Here is a 14,165-nt window from a genome sequence, read left to right on the forward strand (position 1 = left end):
CCAGACCTGCCATGGCTGGCGAAGCCCTGTTTCGCGGCGAAATGGCGGTGGTGCGCGGCTGTGTCGTGATCAAGGGTTCCCGCCGCAATTCGACCGTCCTGTTCGATCCGGGCGTAACCTTGCTGCCGTCTCGGAACGGGCTGCACGATCCACTTTCCGGCAAAGACATTCCCTTTGGCCAGCTCATCAGTGGCGGAGGGGGAGTTTTGCGTAACAACGGAAGAGGCTGGCCGATTTCCGATATCGAGCGTTTCTATGGGGTTACGATCTCTGCGGCTTGTCCGAAAGGCGACATTATACGGCTGCGAAATTTTGAGGTTCTGGAAGGATGACTGAGCGAAAGTTAACCTTCACTGCGCTCGCCGGATTGCTGACCGCCGGTCTTGCCGGTTGCGCTTCGCAAGACACAGCATCGCCGCCATTCTCCGATGGCTTACCGTTTCGCGCGGAAGTCGAGGCGAGTGGATTTGCGACGATCCTGTCCGCCCCGCCAGCCTCTTTCGACCCTGTGGAACCACCTCCGCCGGCGCCGCGCACGGCAGAGCAGGATGCCGCTGACGCGGAATTCATGCGCGTCGGCGACTATCAGAACAGCGTGATGTACGAAGTGCAGACGCTGGCCGAGCAGCTGCGCCGGGATGAACGCGGGAATTTCCAAACCTTGCACTATGACAATGAAGGTGAACTCGGGGTCGTCTTCGAATTTCTGCGTGATGGCCCTGCAACGCTGCGCAAGTACAGCAAGAATCCCACCTTCCGCGGGGAAACCGTGCGCTGGTCACAGGAGGAGCTGAGGGCCGCAGCAGATTTCATGTGGGAGACGTTCCGTGAAGATCGCGTGCTGCAGTCGACGGGCATTGCAACGCAGGTCGTCACCGCCCAGATCAGCGTTTCGGAAGAAGAATTCCGGGCGCTGGTGAAACGCAAGGGCGTGACCATTCCCGAACCGGTTGAGCTGGTCTTCCACGCAGCGCCGGTGGTGCCTCTAGTCAATCCGCCGCGCCCACCCGCACAGGATCGGGCGGTGCCGGAGAACGTTGCGCCCTTTCTGCGTATATTCCCGAGGCACGACCGCCCAGCAGGCGCGCTCAATGCAGTCAACAGCCGTGTGACCGTGGTTCTTAAAGATGGCTGTTTCCGTGCCGCTGATAGGGACGATGCGCTGGTGCTGTTCCCCTTCGGGGCAAACCTGTTTGTCGACAGCAACAATTACCTTGCTTTCGGCAGCGGCGAGCGGCCCGGCTATGCGCGCGTGGGAGAAGCGGTCGAGTTCATGGGATCGATCCAGGAAGTGACTACGCCAGAGCTGGTCGACCCGATCCACGCCGCGTGCGGGCCGGACAAGGTCATTAAGGTGGAAGGAATGCAAAGTGCGGCTGCGAGCGATTCACAAAGGAGGGTGACCGATCGCGCCAATGCCATGCGCAGGTTGCAATCTGCATACGGCCTCGATGCGCGGCAGGCGATGCGAGCGCTGGACTGGCTCGATGCGCGGGGCGAGGCCAATCGACGGACGACGTCGGACGGCATCCTGGAGCCGCCGATAACAGGCGCAATGGTGGCGGATTCTCCGCCACCTCCGGTGATGGATCCGTCCGAATGCCCGCCCGGCAGCAGCCTCGCGGGCGGCCTGTGCCGAACACCGGAAGGCTATCTGCGACCCTTGCCCGACTGGCTGGTCGAATTTCTGGAACAGGATCGATGAAACATGCCGACAAGTCGTCGGCGCGACCATGGCTTGCCCCGCTGGCAGCTGCCCTGTTGGCCGGGTGCAATCAAGAACCACAGGCAATCCAAGCCCGGTCGCTGCCCTTCGACACAAGATCTGCCGCACCGAACGAAGTGCCCTATGCGGAAGGCGTGGGCGGCACGCTCGGTTACAGGGGCGGTTGCCTGTTTGTTACGTCACCGGGGGGTGGAGAAACAGGTCTGGTGATGCCCGACAGGTTCGAACTGAACGCAGATACCCTGTCGAACGGGCATGTTTCCTACAAGCTGGGCGAGCACGTGAGCTTCAGCGCCGGGTTCCTGTCGCGCGAGCAGGCTGCCGCTTTGAACTGCAAGACACCCACCGTCGCGATGGTGGTCAACAGCTTCCCGACCGAACCGCCTCCCGCTCCCTATTCAGAAGAGGAACAGGATTGATGAAACGCATTTTCCTCACACTGGCACCGCTGGCGCTTGCAGCCGGCTGTACGACGGTGCCAGCGCAGACCGGGCCAACGGCATCTTCCGAGGCCATCCCGCACGACATCACGGCAGGACAGGGCCGGCTTGCCGCGCGGCTCTATCCGAAACTCGCCGAGGCCGCAGAGCCGAACGACAATCTGTTCATCTCGCCCCTCTCGCTGAGCGAGGGGCTGGGCCTCGCGCTTCCCGGTGCGCGCGGGCAGACCAAGGCGGAGATGCGCGATCTCCTGGGCTGGGATGCGGCAAGCCGGCCCGAACTGCTGGTGAAGAATTACGACCGTTTTCTGACGCGCACGGGCGATGACAAGGTGGCTCTGTCGGTCGCCAATGCGCTGTGGCTTTCGAACAAGCTGGACTTCACGCCGGACTATCTGCGCGCGGCGAAGGACAGCTTCGGTGCCACCGCCCGGCAGGTCGATTTCGGCGGCGATCCGGCTGCCTCTGCCGACACGGTCAATGGCTCGGTAAGCGAACAGACCCGCGAGCGGATCACGAAGATCGTCGAAGCCAGCGGGTTCAACGATCTGACCGCTGCCGTGCTGACCAATGCGGTGTGGTTCAAGGCCGACTGGTCGGTGCCGTTCGAGGATGGCTCTACGGGCGAATTCACGCGCGGCGATGGCACCAAAATGCCGATCTACATTCGCGCCGATGGCCTATCGCGAAACGCGCGACGGGCAGGCGGTGCAATTGCCCTATGGCAAGGACGGGCGCTTCACGATGGAGGTGTTCCTGCCGAAGGACGGGGCTACCCTGCGCCGGTGGGAACGGGATCTGAATGCCGGATCGTTTGATCTTTCGATGCAGGGCAGCGACGGCAAGTTCGATCTCGGCTCGATTGAAGAACGCAATATCCTGCTGCGCTTGCCGCGTTTCGAGGCGCGCTTCGATGGCAGCGTAAAGACCGCGCTGATTGCGGCGGGAATGACCTGCGCCTTTGACGGAAGCTGCGCCGATTTTAGCGCGATGGCCAATGCTCCGCTCGCGATCGACGATGTGGCCCACGCCACTTTCCTGCGGGTGGACGAGAAAGGTACCGAAGCGGCGGCGGTAACAACGGTAAAGATCGTCGTTACCGGCTCCCGCCGCCTGCCAGACGATCTGCCGCGCATGATCGTCGACCGGCCCTTCCTCCTGACCATCCGCGACCGTGCGAGCGGCGCACTGATCTTCTTCGGCCGCATATCCGACCCGACACCCGTGGAGAAATCCGAATGATCCGAAATCTCTTTGGCGCGAGCGCGATGGCGCTGGCCCTGTCATCGCCCGCCTTCGCGCAAGAGCAAAAACCGCTCACCGAAACCTGCCCTAACCTGACGGCGGAAGAGATCGAGGCCATCGAGAATTACAAAGGCGAGTTCTCCGAGAACGCCTGGTATGCGCGCGCTTATTGCGTCAGCGTGGAAGAGGCAGAGCGGCGGATGGAAATCCAGAACCGCGGCGCCATCGGCCCGCGCACCGAGCCGGGGCCACCGCCTCCGCCACCCGCGCCGGACGATTCCCTCGGTCTGCTGGCGCAAACGCTTCACGAAAAGGAAGGTGACACCTTTGCAGGGCTCTGGATCCAGCATCGCCCGACCTATGGCGTGATGGTCGCCTTCACCCGCGATGCGGCGTCGACACTGGCGAAATACACCAGCGATCCGCTTTATGTCCCGGTCGATCGCCCCGGACCGAGCCTCACCGAACTGCGCGCGGCACAGGACCAGCTGATGCGCGATCTTCAAGCGCTGAGCGTGAACTGGTTCGGCATGGGCGGGAACGAAGCCACCGGCAAGATCGAGGTCAGGCTGGGCCAGAGTGCCGAACCGATCCGGCAGGCGGCGGCACGCGGCGAGATTGAACTGCCCGACTTCGTGGTGTTCGAGGAACCCGATCCGTTTCCGATCGCTGCGCCGCCCGTTCCACCCGGCGATGCGCGGGTTAAGGGTTTCCCTCAGTTCGCCTACCGCACTGACGGGATGGCGCGCACATTGGTCGGCGTTCCAGACGTGCCTGCACGCCTCGAATTGCGCGATGGTTGCCTGTGGCTCTCGCCCGAAGGTGAGGAGCCGAGGATTGCGGTCTGGGAACAGAGCATGGCGCTCGACCTGACCGATTCCGGCAAGGTAGCAGTGATGAACCGTTTTTCCGGCGCAAAGGTCTATGCTGACAGCGATGTGGTGCTGATGGGCCTGCAACCTGGCGAAGTTGCGCCGCCGAATGATGTTGTGGGCGCGGATAGCTGTCCCGGCCCCTATCGCGTCGTGCGCGGCATCGTCCCGCGCGAAGTGTGGGACAAGCAGCGACGCGATGCCGCCATCGCTGGCCGCACGCAGGAACTCGGCAGCCGCGCGGCTGCCGAAGCAGACTATGCCGCCGATATGGCACGGGTGGCCGAACTGAAGGCGTGGCGGGCGCACGCGCTCGCCGAACATGGCGATGTGATCGCCAGCATCTACGTCAACGAGGATCAGGGCGCCGCGCATATGTTCCACACCGATGTGCTGACCAGAGACGAACTGGTGCCGGAGACACTGCGCCCCTTCGTCACCGGGCAGGTCGTGCAGCAAGGCGGAACAGCGCTGGAAGCCGCGCGAGCGGACATTGCCGCGCAGATCGCGGCGGCCGGGCTGGACGCGCGGGTAAGTATCGAGGAAATCGGCGGCTTTGTTGACCTCTATCCCGCAGACCTTGCCGCGCTCTCGCAAGCAGCGGTGGCGGGCAAGATCACCTTTCCGCCATTGGTGCGGATCATGGCGGACAATCAGGGCGTGATCTACCGGCAGGATATCCCGCTGCGCCGCGATCCAGAGGCGATCTGGTATCCGCTGGAAGCGCATCCCGATTTCGCCGCTATCCGCGCGCTGGTGGAAGACACCCCGATCATGCGGCCCGAGCCTTCGCCGACCGATCACAACTCCAGCATCTGGGTGGCACGCAAACCGTCCAGGGCCGGGTCGCTCCAGCAGACACACTGGCTGATCGCCAGCGGCTATACGTTGCGCGAGATACAGGCGCTGCGCGCCGCCGGTTTCGATCCCGTCGAAGCACTGGAAGACATGAACGGGCGCCAGACGATCGAGAAACGCGCGCTCACAGCCACCGATATCGTCGTGGCCGAACCGGTTGCCATCGACCTCGGCGATGCGGGCGGCGATGGTTTTTCCTCCACGGTTCGCTGGCGCGTTGTCGAGGTATTGAAAGGGAATGCCAGGCCGGGCCAAGAACTAGGCCAGCGTCTTGCGTCGGGCGAACGGACCGATGAGGCGGGCGTGACCCGCTATGGGCAAAGCAATGATGAACCGTCGTTGCTGCCCGGCTTGCCGACTTCGCTGGAACCGGGATCGCGCTGGATTCTGCATCTGAGCGACGCGCTTTATCGCCATGTGGCCTATGTTCAGGGCGGCGAAGGCGCGGCGCGCAGCGACAGGGACTGGTACGTTGCGGTCGGCTGGATGGCACCATCGCGGATCGATGCGGAGGGCATGGTGCATCCGATCACGAATTATCCGGAACCGATCCAGCTCGACGAATTGCGGAAAAGGATCGCACCTATCCAGCGTGCCTTGGGTCTGGAACAATCGGGAGAAGAGCAATGATGCGCTCCGTTCTGGTGGCGATCGCGCTTGCCGCTCTGGCGTTGCCGCAAAATGCGCTGGCATGCGTCTACTCGCAGCGCCCTGAAGAGGTCGGCCATGCAAGCGGCCAGTATTTCGCAAAAGAGATGCTGGCCGCCGCGACCTATGCCGATCTGGTTCTGGTCGAAGATGACGGAACCCGGGCAATGGATGCGCGGCCCACCGGCATCATTACCCTTCGCACCATCGCCCGCTTCAAGGGCAACAGCGCCGACCGCTTCACCGTATTCGGAAACCCGCTGACCTTCTCGCCTGACAAACAGCGGATATTCAACGCCCCCTTGCAGCATTTTACCAGCGAGACCGGGCAGGTCACGCCGTTCAGCTATCTGGAAGAGCGTCCGACCCTTCTGTTCCCGCGAGCCACGGGCGATCCGCCGCCGCCACCGATCGGGCTGACGAGTTGCAGCCCGCCTGCGCTTATGGCCGAAACCGGGCGCTTCTACGTTGTTCTGCGCGATGCGGAGGGCCGGGTGCTCAATCGTCTGACGATGAGCAACGGCAAGACAGCTTCGCCCAACCACGCCGCCTTCGGTTATGTGCCGGTGACCTTGTCGGACGATGATTTCTGGCTCTGGTCGGTGCGTATGGCCGCCGCTGCGCCGCAAGAGGCGCAGGAATTGCTCTACCTCACACCGGGGAGCGATCCGGTGCGTGTCGAGCGCGATCTGCGCGCCGCAGGGGCAACGATCCGCGCGGCCTATTATGCGCGCGGCGATTTCATCGAAGAGGTCCGCCCGTCACCGCATGAACAGACCTCGCCGTGGCTGGCCAGGGCAGCTGACTATCTCGCCCAGAGCCAGCGTGGCCGCATCGGCGATCCGCATCACGGCGCAGCGGAGTTCCTTCGGCAGAAGCTCTCGCCGATGCAAAACTACGGCACCGGGCTCGGCTATGAAGTCGCGCAAGCCTTCACCCGCTCGGTGCGCGATGTGCAGCAGGCGACAGGCACGCCGCGCCTCATTGCCCTCGAAGTGGCGGGCGATCCGCACGCCCTGGCCGGCCAGCCCTTCGTGTCGCGTATCGCCCCGCTCGACCGTGAGCTCGATCGGCTGCCACAAGTGAACGGCACAGACGAAGCAGACACATTCGCCACCATGCAGAGGATCGAGCGCGATATCTGGCTGCTCAACGGCGGCGCGGGCAACCGGCAAGGAACGCTGCCGTGAGACGAACAACGGGGGTCTCGATCGTGTTGTGTGCTGTCCTGACCGCATGCGGCGAGCCGAGCGACATTGTCGTTCCAGAGCCGGAAATCACACCGTCCTCAGGCATTTCCCTTGGCGCAATGAGCTTCTTTTTCCCGGTCGGTCTGGAGTTCGAGGGCGACACGGAAACCTGCCCCAACCGTGCCAGCGAATGCCCTTTGGGTGACGATAGCGTGCATGCGGTCTGGCGATCAGGCACCCTGCGTTTCGATTACGTCCTCGATCATTTTGGCAAGGCAATGTGGGACGACGAGTGGGGCGAGCCCATCACCATCAACGGCAGGCCCGCCTTTCGCAAGATGCTGGACGATGGCGGCAGGCGCTATCTCATCACTAACCATTATGGCGGAACGGAAAGTGCGGCAGTGGCGATCTGGCGGGAAGAGGAAGAGCCGATCTTCTGGGGCACTTGCTATTCCGACGATGATTGCGACGCGGTGTTGCAGACCCTCGCCAGTGTGACGATGCGCCAGGCAAGCCAAGAATGCGCGCTGATGTTTCCGCCGCCGCCGCCGGAATTCGTGCAACCGCCCGGCTATCGCCCCGACAGCTCGATCATTCCGCCACCGCCCGCTCCGCTGCCTGGTCCGGAACATTTGCGACCGGCGGCGCCACCCCCTCCACCGGCTCCCAGACCACCCGGGGCGGAGGAGCTCTGCAAGGAATATGCCGATGAGGTATAAAATTGCTTTGCTTGTGTTCTCAGCGCCACTGTTACTGATCGGTTGCGCGACTTCCGCCCCTTCGCGCGAACCGGCAAATATGCCTTTGCCTCCTGCGCCACCTCCATCCGGACAGGAGGCACTCGCACCCATGACCGATGCGGTGAAGGCGCTTTATGGCGAATGGCGGCCGGTGTCCGGCCCGGGTGTCTCGCCGAAAGACCGGCTCACCATCTGGAGCCCGATGTTCTCCTTTGGCAGCGGCTGCGAACTGACACAGGGCCAGCTGCGCGACCTGGGCGACGGGCGATACGCGCTGGACGATTACACACTCCTTGCGGAGCGTTGCCATCCGCAGGCGCGGCTCGCCCCTTTCGATGCAGGCGAAGTGCGCATCGTGGCGGTCGATGACGACACCATCCGGATCGAACGCGGCGGCGAGACATGGGTGTTCGCCAAGGTCGACGTGGCTGCGACTATGCCGCGCGACGATTTCGTGCGCGGGGAATGGTTGCTCGCGGACAGGCGCGGCAGGCCCTATCGCGGTGAGGAGCTAACCCGCGTCACCTTTGGGCCAGAATACAAAGTCGATGCGGAAAATTGCGATTTTGCGGCCAATGGCTGGTTCACCGACCGCGACGGGGAAGTGCGCACGGGTGGCTCATACGATCGGATAAGCGAGCCCTGTCGTGTCCGGACACTGGGCGACGAATTGGCGAAGCTCGGCGGCGAAGTCAGCTACCGCGCCGATCCGGTGGAAACCCGCATGACGGTGAGGATCGGCAGAGAGCGGGCGACGCTCGTGCCTGCCGCGCTTTACCCGGAACTTGCCGTTGATGCCGAGGCGATCGCGCCGCATCCCTGGGCGGCTGAGCTTGCCGGCAAGGCGGCAGCGATGCCTGCCGAACAGCGCGCAGGACTGGCGTTGAGGGCGATCGGGTTCGGCGGCGAGGGCCTGCCCGGCGTGGAGAAGCCCGTCGATCCACGCGCTCTCGCTTTCGCCGGAATGACCACGTGGCACTACGCACAGGCGCAGCAGGCGGGGCTGGTGCCCGAGCCCGGCACAGAGGCGCGCAGTCTTGCCGAGAACTTCGCCATCGCGCCCATCGTCGTGCGCGCGGTGCTCGAAGGCATCCGCCCCGTCGATCGCGGCGATGGCCTCTCGCTCGATTACCTGTACCGCGTGCGCGAAGGCTGGCGAGGCGGTAATCAGACCGGCGACCTGCTGATCGTGCGGATGCCGCCGCTGGAGGGCAAGAGCCGCTCCCCCGTCATCACGCCCGAACCGGGAGACGAGGTGTTGCTGCTGGCGAGCCGTACTGGCTATCTCGCCGGGCGTCTGGTGGAAGGCGATCCTCCTTCCCTCGACACGCGCGTGGTGCAGATGACGCTGCCACTGATGCGGATCGTCGATGGCAGGCTGGCTGAAGCGGTCGAAGGCGCGAATGTGCTGGGCGCGGCAAGCTATGGCGGGACGACAGTCGAAAGCGCGCGCGCTTTGGCAGTGCAGGTCGATCAGCGCATGGTGCAGATCGCGCCACCCCGGCCGACCGACAATTTCGGCAATCCGACAGTGCGTCGCTATTTCGTCACCCGCATCGGCGACCGCGTGCTGGCCGACCCGACACGCCTCTGGATCGACTATGACGGCAGCACCAATTTCGGCTATCCCCAAGGGTATGGCGGTGTAACCGCGTTCTACGATGGCTGTACCCCGGTCGGTCTGATCAGGGAAGGCGGCAGGACCATGGCTTTCGCAAACGCGATTGCCTGCCCCGGCAACTTGCCCGACGGAAATCCGATCACGGAGCGCGCGGTGGACAAAGCAGCCCAGTGGATCAACGCCAACCACTTCCCCGATGTAATTTGTGTGAGCACCTGCCCGACCGACCCGGAGTATACCGTGCCGCTTCCGGAAGGCGACGTGATACTGAAAGCGATGTTGCGATGAGAACGCTGGCCTGTCTGCTGCTGATGGGGCTCGCCGCCTGCAACTCGCAGGCTGACCAACAGACCGGCAATGCCGCTGCAGAAGCTGACAGGGAGACAGTTCCTGCGCTGGAGGATATCACCGGCAGGTGGCGCATCACCAGCATCGATGGCGAAACCATGCCGGTTTCGGGCAGCGAACCCTACCTTGCTTTCTCCGCAGATGCAGCAGGCGGATCGGTGGGCTGCAACAGCTTTGGCGGAACCACGCTCTACGCACAAGGACGCATCGCAGTGCACAGTTGGGGCGGCGATGCGATGGCTTGTATAGAGCCGCTGGGTAAATGGGAAAATACGATTGCCAAACTGTTCCGAACTTATCCGCAGGTCCGGCTTTCCGGTGACAGATTGCGCTTGAGTGCCCGAGATCACGAGATCGAACTGACCCGCGAAGACGGCGCGCAGCCGTTGAATCGCTCGCCCGATCCGATGCGCATCCCGGTTTCCGATCCGGTTTCCCAAGACCTTGCCAACACGGAATGGACCATCCGCGCACTCGATGGCGAGACGGCAAGTTCCAGCCCCGGAGACCGGCATCTGAGATTCTATGCGGACACGTGGCAGGGACTGGCCTCCTGCGCGACCTTGTTCGGAACCTACCGGGCCGACGGTAATCGCTTGTCGGTGGACGATGAGATTTCCGCCACGGAGCAGAACTGCCGCGAAGATCACGCCGCGCTGGACACTGCCTTTGACGAGCTGATGCGCGATGATCCCCACTATCTCATCGGGCCCAATGGCGAACTGATTATTGCAGGCGAGGATCATGTTCTGACGGGAGACAGGGCGCGATGATGCGGGTTGCCTTGTCACTGCCTATCTCCGCGCTGATCGCGGCATGTTCGCCATCCGAGCCGGAGCAACCGCTTTGCACCTTTGACGATCAGGGACGGATCGTCACGCAATCCGGCAATGCTGAGGCGGCCTGCGTCGAGCCTGCGCCGATCCCGACGGGTGCCACGCAGGAGCAAAGTGGCCGCCTCACGATCCTCGAAGCGCCCATGCCGCCGCCGTTTTCGGATCTCGACGGGAAATGGCCGTCCGATCCGGTCAACAGTAAACCTTTGCTTTCACGACCCGCCATTCCGCCCGAACTGTTCTATTATATCCGCGCATTCCCGCAGGCTGCCGAACCCGCCGGCGATGTGCTCGATCTCGGTAGCCAGCACACAGTCGTTCTACGCGACGGATGCTTCTTCCTAGACCGGGAAGGCGATGATGATCCGCTGGTTTTCTTTCCGTACTCCACCGCGCTTGTCGTGGACGAGGAAGGATACCTTGCCTTCGGATCGCGCTTCGAAACCAACACGATGGGCATGGTGCGCGTGGGGCTCACCGCCGAAACAGGCTGGTACAGCGAACCGTCCGATCCGTCACCGGAACTCGTGCAAACCTGCGGGAACCACAAAGTCGTGAGTGTCACGACCGTCAGCAATCCCTTTGCTGTTCCGGAGAGGTTCAATCCTGCCCTGCGTCGTCACGGCGAACGTAGCGGTGCGACCGAAAAACAGATCGTGGAGCGCGCCAACACATGCGCGGTCGAGCAAGCGCAGCGCGAAGCCGACCGCCGCTTGCGCGATCCCGCGCTCGATCCGATCGATTGCAATCGATTTTGTGGATTTTAACCGAGAGGTTCTTGCAAGATGAGACTGCGACCCACTTTGGCAAAACACACGTCAAGACACCCGCGTCAAAGATGCAGTGCCCTCGTCGCATGTGCGCTGCTTGCGGTGGCATCCCTCGCATGCGCTCCGGTGGATGAACCCGACATCGGGGAACAGCCTGGATCGGTAGCACCTCCGCTCCCGGTGATTTTGAAGGATCGCGGTACCATTCGCATGGAGGCGCTTGTTTCCGGGCGGATCACCCGTGCCGGGTCATGCCTTTATCTGGAACAGTCGGCGGGTCAGCGCGCGCTCATCCTCTGGGCGGACGAGGACGTGCAGGTCGCGACCCTCGACGAGAGCGACTGGCTGGTGAACAACTACACCTCTGGTCTGCGCATTCGAGAAGGCGAGATGGTTCGCGGTGGCGGCGGGTTCTATCCTCGCGATGCTGACCTGTTGGCTTTGACCGGCAACGAGGTGCCTGCCGATTGCACCGGGCCTGCGGTACAGCTCTATGAAATCGCGAAATACGATCCGGCTAAACCCGATGGCATCCCCGATCCGCCACCCCCTCCACCGCCTGGTCCATCCACGGACAACATGCTGCTCTCACAGGCATTCGACGAGCATTGGGACGGCCAGCGCGGGCCACGCCGGATAATCAGTGGAATCGCTGACCCGCGCGAGGCGATGTTCGCCTATGTGCTGCAGGATTATGAGGTGCGCGAAGGCGATATGCATGCCCATTTCTGTCTGCGCGGGGCAAACGATGATTTGCGCAACAGGCTCACGCGCCGGTTTGGACAACTCTTCTCTGACTCCGATTGTTCATGGAACGACGGCGGCGTTATCCTTTCTCGGAATGGGGAGAAAGCCATGTTCATCGATGCGCGGATCGATTGTTCGGGCAATCGCGGTTTCTGTGCAGGGTTTGGCGGCACAACCTATGGCAATCTCGGCGCAGAGCATGGTGCCTACCGCGTGCGTAGCAAAGGCGATGGATGGGAAATTGAAAAGCTGGGCCTGAGCGTGGTCTCATGACCGCCGTGGCAGAATTCTCGATACCAGACATTGCGATCGGTTGCTCGGTGTCCGCTTTCGGGAGATCCACGGCAAAACTTCAATGACTGAAATTGGGGCGCGAAGCGGTCGCTCGACAGCTCTCGCATGCATCCGCATTAGGAAAATTTTGGCCAGCCAGGCCTCTGCAAAAACTCGGAAACGACGCCGTCCGCGAGGACAGCGGGGTGAAGGGAAAAAGCCTCCAGCTGTCCTCGTCCATTAACGACGAGGAACAGAAAATGAATGCATCAGCCACTGCGGCAGCCCACGGCGAGGAAGATCAGATCCGCGTTATCAACCGCGTCATACCGTTGTCTAAATGGCAAGTGCCCGCCGATGCGGGGCCACCCTTCATGAAGATTGCCGTAATTGATACGGAGAGCACGGGCTTCGACCCGCAATACGACGAATTAATCGAGATCGCCGTCGCCATGATCCTCATTGACAATGAGAGCCGCGTGGTTGCGGTCGAGGGCTTGCGGAGCGGCATGCAACAGCCTTGCCGTCCGATCGAACCAGATATCAGCCGGATCACTGGGATTACGGACGAAATGGTAGTGGGCAAGCGGTTCGTTCCGCAGCAAATCGCCGAGCATCTTGCCAAAGCGGACGCCTGCTTAGCCTTTCATGCAAAATTCGATCGGCGCCATCTTGAGGAATTAGTGCCGGAAGTCGGCGCCATGCCGTGGATATGCGCCATGGAGGATGTCGATTGGCGTGCCCTCGGTTTCGATGGCCGCGCCCAAAATTACCTGCTGATGCAGGCTGGGCTATTCAATCCAGTCGCGCATCGCGCGGGAGACGATGTCGCCAGCCTCGTCAATCTGCTCGCATATGAATGCGATGACGGACGCACGGTCATGGCCCACGCCCTACAAGGTGCGAAGGCGCCCAGCTGGCGCTTCGAAGCCAGCGATCTTCCGCATCGCCTGCAGAAGGACGCTTATCGGCGTGGCTACCGACGTTCTTACAGGGGGGTGTATCACAAGCTTGTGCGGGAATCGGAGCACGATGCCGAGGTAGCTTGGTATCGCGAACTGGTCGGCCGCGATCCGACCATCGTTCCCGTCGACTGGGTCGAGCGCTACCGCGCCGACTGGACGTGGTCACCGGTGAACCGGAAAGTGGAAGTGGCGCACTGGCGGCGCTGATGGTGGGCCATCCGGTTGAGGGAAAAGGCTCCGGCGAACACGCCGTCACACTGATATAAGGAACAGATTGATGAACAATACCCAAGCTGGTGGGCTCGAAGCCCACCGGGCGAACGCGCTCGCCCTTCGTTTGGAAATGGGTCTGCCGGTCACCGGCACGACCTGCGCCGCAATCACATTCGGCGGTATTCAAAGCGTTACGTGGCCAATCCTCGAGGGGATTGCCCGCAAAGCCGCCGAAGACAGGCAGGACGCCATATTCGCGGTGTACAGCGACGAACGCTATCCAGACGCGCCAGCCTGGTACTTCCTGGTCTATCGCATGCTGGACAGCGTCGCCATGGTGAAGGTCCATCCTGCGCACGTCGCCAAGAACGAACCGCTGGTTCTGGTGACCGACGACGGAACCCGCCAATTCGCGGCTGACGAGCGCGGGGTGCTGCGCGAAATGTCGGTGCAGAAGAAGGCCACGAAGCAGATGGCCCACTCCAAAGCTGCCATCCGAATTAAGGTCACCGCCGACAATCTGGGTGACGTGCTGGAAAGCGGCGCATGGGAGGCGACTACCTTCGCATTCCATGCAGATGGCTCCGCAGTCGAGGTCGACAAAGCCACGGCCTGACCGCCTCCACAATCCTGACGCAACGGGCGGCGCTTCCAACCGGGAGCGCCGTCC

14 protein-coding genes are annotated in these 14,165 nt (G+C 62.6%); all 14 read left to right on the plus strand.

The genetic code is table 11. The annotated features are described in order from the left end of the window. Nucleotides 1-11: 11 nt before the first annotated feature. The 14 genes from GRI55_RS01565 to GRI55_RS01625 all read left to right on the plus strand — a co-directional run bounded on the left by GRI55_RS01565 (nt 12) and on the right by GRI55_RS01625 (nt 14,111). The gene (locus GRI55_RS01565) at nt 12-332 is read left to right on the plus strand and encodes a hypothetical protein (protein ID WP_160765968.1); all 321 of its coding nucleotides are present in this window, start codon (nt 12-14) and stop codon (nt 330-332) included. Further along, nucleotides 329-1,705 (plus strand): hypothetical protein, encoded by a 1,377-nt coding sequence (locus GRI55_RS01570; RefSeq protein ID WP_160765969.1) that lies wholly within the window; start codon nt 329-331, stop codon nt 1,703-1,705. The genes GRI55_RS01565 and GRI55_RS01570 overlap by 4 nt, the downstream gene beginning before the upstream one ends. Next, nucleotides 1,702-2,145 (plus strand): hypothetical protein, encoded by a 444-nt coding sequence (locus GRI55_RS01575; RefSeq protein WP_160765970.1) that lies wholly within the window; start codon nt 1,702-1,704, stop codon nt 2,143-2,145. The genes GRI55_RS01570 and GRI55_RS01575 overlap by 4 nt, the downstream gene beginning before the upstream one ends. After that, complete coding sequence (locus GRI55_RS01580) at nt 2,145-2,984, plus strand: serpin family protein (RefSeq protein ID WP_269149417.1); 840 nt, start codon at nt 2,145-2,147, stop codon at nt 2,982-2,984. The genes GRI55_RS01575 and GRI55_RS01580 overlap by 1 nt, the downstream gene beginning before the upstream one ends. Continuing rightward, the gene (locus GRI55_RS15125) at nt 2,875-3,408 is read left to right on the plus strand and encodes a serpin family protein (RefSeq protein ID WP_307019757.1); all 534 of its coding nucleotides are present in this window, start codon (nt 2,875-2,877) and stop codon (nt 3,406-3,408) included. Before GRI55_RS01580 ends, GRI55_RS15125 begins: the two co-directional genes overlap by 110 nt. After that, nucleotides 3,405-5,771 (plus strand): hypothetical protein, encoded by a 2,367-nt coding sequence (locus GRI55_RS01585; RefSeq protein WP_160765971.1) that lies wholly within the window; start codon nt 3,405-3,407, stop codon nt 5,769-5,771. Before GRI55_RS15125 ends, GRI55_RS01585 begins: the two co-directional genes overlap by 4 nt. Continuing rightward, on the plus strand, nt 5,768-6,979 hold the full coding sequence (locus GRI55_RS01590; RefSeq protein WP_160765972.1) for a hypothetical protein: 1,212 nt from the start codon (nt 5,768-5,770) through the stop codon (nt 6,977-6,979). Before GRI55_RS01585 ends, GRI55_RS01590 begins: the two co-directional genes overlap by 4 nt. Further along, nucleotides 6,976-7,701 (plus strand): hypothetical protein, encoded by a 726-nt coding sequence (locus GRI55_RS01595; RefSeq protein ID WP_160765973.1) that lies wholly within the window; start codon nt 6,976-6,978, stop codon nt 7,699-7,701. The genes GRI55_RS01590 and GRI55_RS01595 overlap by 4 nt, the downstream gene beginning before the upstream one ends. A gap of 130 nt (nt 7,702-7,831) precedes the next feature. Continuing rightward, nucleotides 7,832-9,631, plus strand: coding sequence for a hypothetical protein (locus tag GRI55_RS01600; protein ID WP_160765974.1), 1,800 nt, complete (start codon nt 7,832-7,834; stop codon nt 9,629-9,631). Continuing rightward, nucleotides 9,628-10,464 (plus strand): META domain-containing protein, encoded by an 837-nt coding sequence (locus GRI55_RS01605; RefSeq protein WP_160765975.1) that lies wholly within the window; start codon nt 9,628-9,630, stop codon nt 10,462-10,464. Before GRI55_RS01600 ends, GRI55_RS01605 begins: the two co-directional genes overlap by 4 nt. Continuing rightward, a complete protein-coding gene (locus GRI55_RS01610) occupies nt 10,461-11,294 on the plus strand; it encodes a hypothetical protein (RefSeq protein ID WP_160765976.1) in 834 nt (277 codons plus the stop codon). The genes GRI55_RS01605 and GRI55_RS01610 overlap by 4 nt, the downstream gene beginning before the upstream one ends. Before the next feature lie 129 nt (nt 11,295-11,423). Then, nucleotides 11,424-12,317, plus strand: a complete 894-nt coding sequence (locus tag GRI55_RS01615) for a hypothetical protein (protein ID WP_160765977.1) — start codon at nt 11,424-11,426, stop codon at nt 12,315-12,317. A gap of 206 nt (nt 12,318-12,523) precedes the next feature. Continuing rightward, entirely contained in the window at nt 12,524-13,489 is a 966-nt protein-coding gene (locus GRI55_RS01620; protein WP_160765978.1) for an exonuclease domain-containing protein, read from the plus strand. 70 nt (nt 13,490-13,559) lie between these two features. After that, a complete protein-coding gene (locus GRI55_RS01625; protein WP_160765979.1) occupies nt 13,560-14,111 on the plus strand; it encodes a hypothetical protein in 552 nt (183 codons plus the stop codon). Nucleotides 14,112-14,165 lie beyond the last annotated feature (54 nt).

This window comes from Qipengyuania citrea (assembly GCF_009828015.1).
GTDB lineage: Bacteria > Pseudomonadota > Alphaproteobacteria > Sphingomonadales > Sphingomonadaceae > Qipengyuania > Qipengyuania citrea.

Coding starts and splice junctions, on each gene's coding strand:
- GRI55_RS01600 (WP_160765974.1), top strand. CDS start 7,832: ATGACCGATGCGGTGAAGGCGCTTTATGGCGAATGGCGGCCGGTGTCC.
- GRI55_RS01605 (WP_160765975.1), top strand. CDS start 9,628: ATGAGAACGCTGGCCTGTCTGCTGCTGATGGGGCTCGCCGCCTGCAAC.
- GRI55_RS01580 (WP_269149417.1), top strand. CDS start 2,145: ATGAAACGCATTTTCCTCACACTGGCACCGCTGGCGCTTGCAGCCGGC.
- GRI55_RS01585 (WP_160765971.1), top strand. CDS start 3,405: ATGATCCGAAATCTCTTTGGCGCGAGCGCGATGGCGCTGGCCCTGTCA.
- GRI55_RS01590 (WP_160765972.1), top strand. CDS start 5,768: ATGATGCGCTCCGTTCTGGTGGCGATCGCGCTTGCCGCTCTGGCGTTG.
- GRI55_RS01570 (WP_160765969.1), top strand. CDS start 329: ATGACTGAGCGAAAGTTAACCTTCACTGCGCTCGCCGGATTGCTGACC.
- GRI55_RS01610 (WP_160765976.1), top strand. CDS start 10,461: ATGATGCGGGTTGCCTTGTCACTGCCTATCTCCGCGCTGATCGCGGCA.
- GRI55_RS01625 (WP_160765979.1), top strand. CDS start 13,560: ATGAACAATACCCAAGCTGGTGGGCTCGAAGCCCACCGGGCGAACGCG.
- GRI55_RS01565 (WP_160765968.1), top strand. CDS start 12: ATGGCTGGCGAAGCCCTGTTTCGCGGCGAAATGGCGGTGGTGCGCGGC.
- GRI55_RS01575 (WP_160765970.1), top strand. CDS start 1,702: ATGAAACATGCCGACAAGTCGTCGGCGCGACCATGGCTTGCCCCGCTG.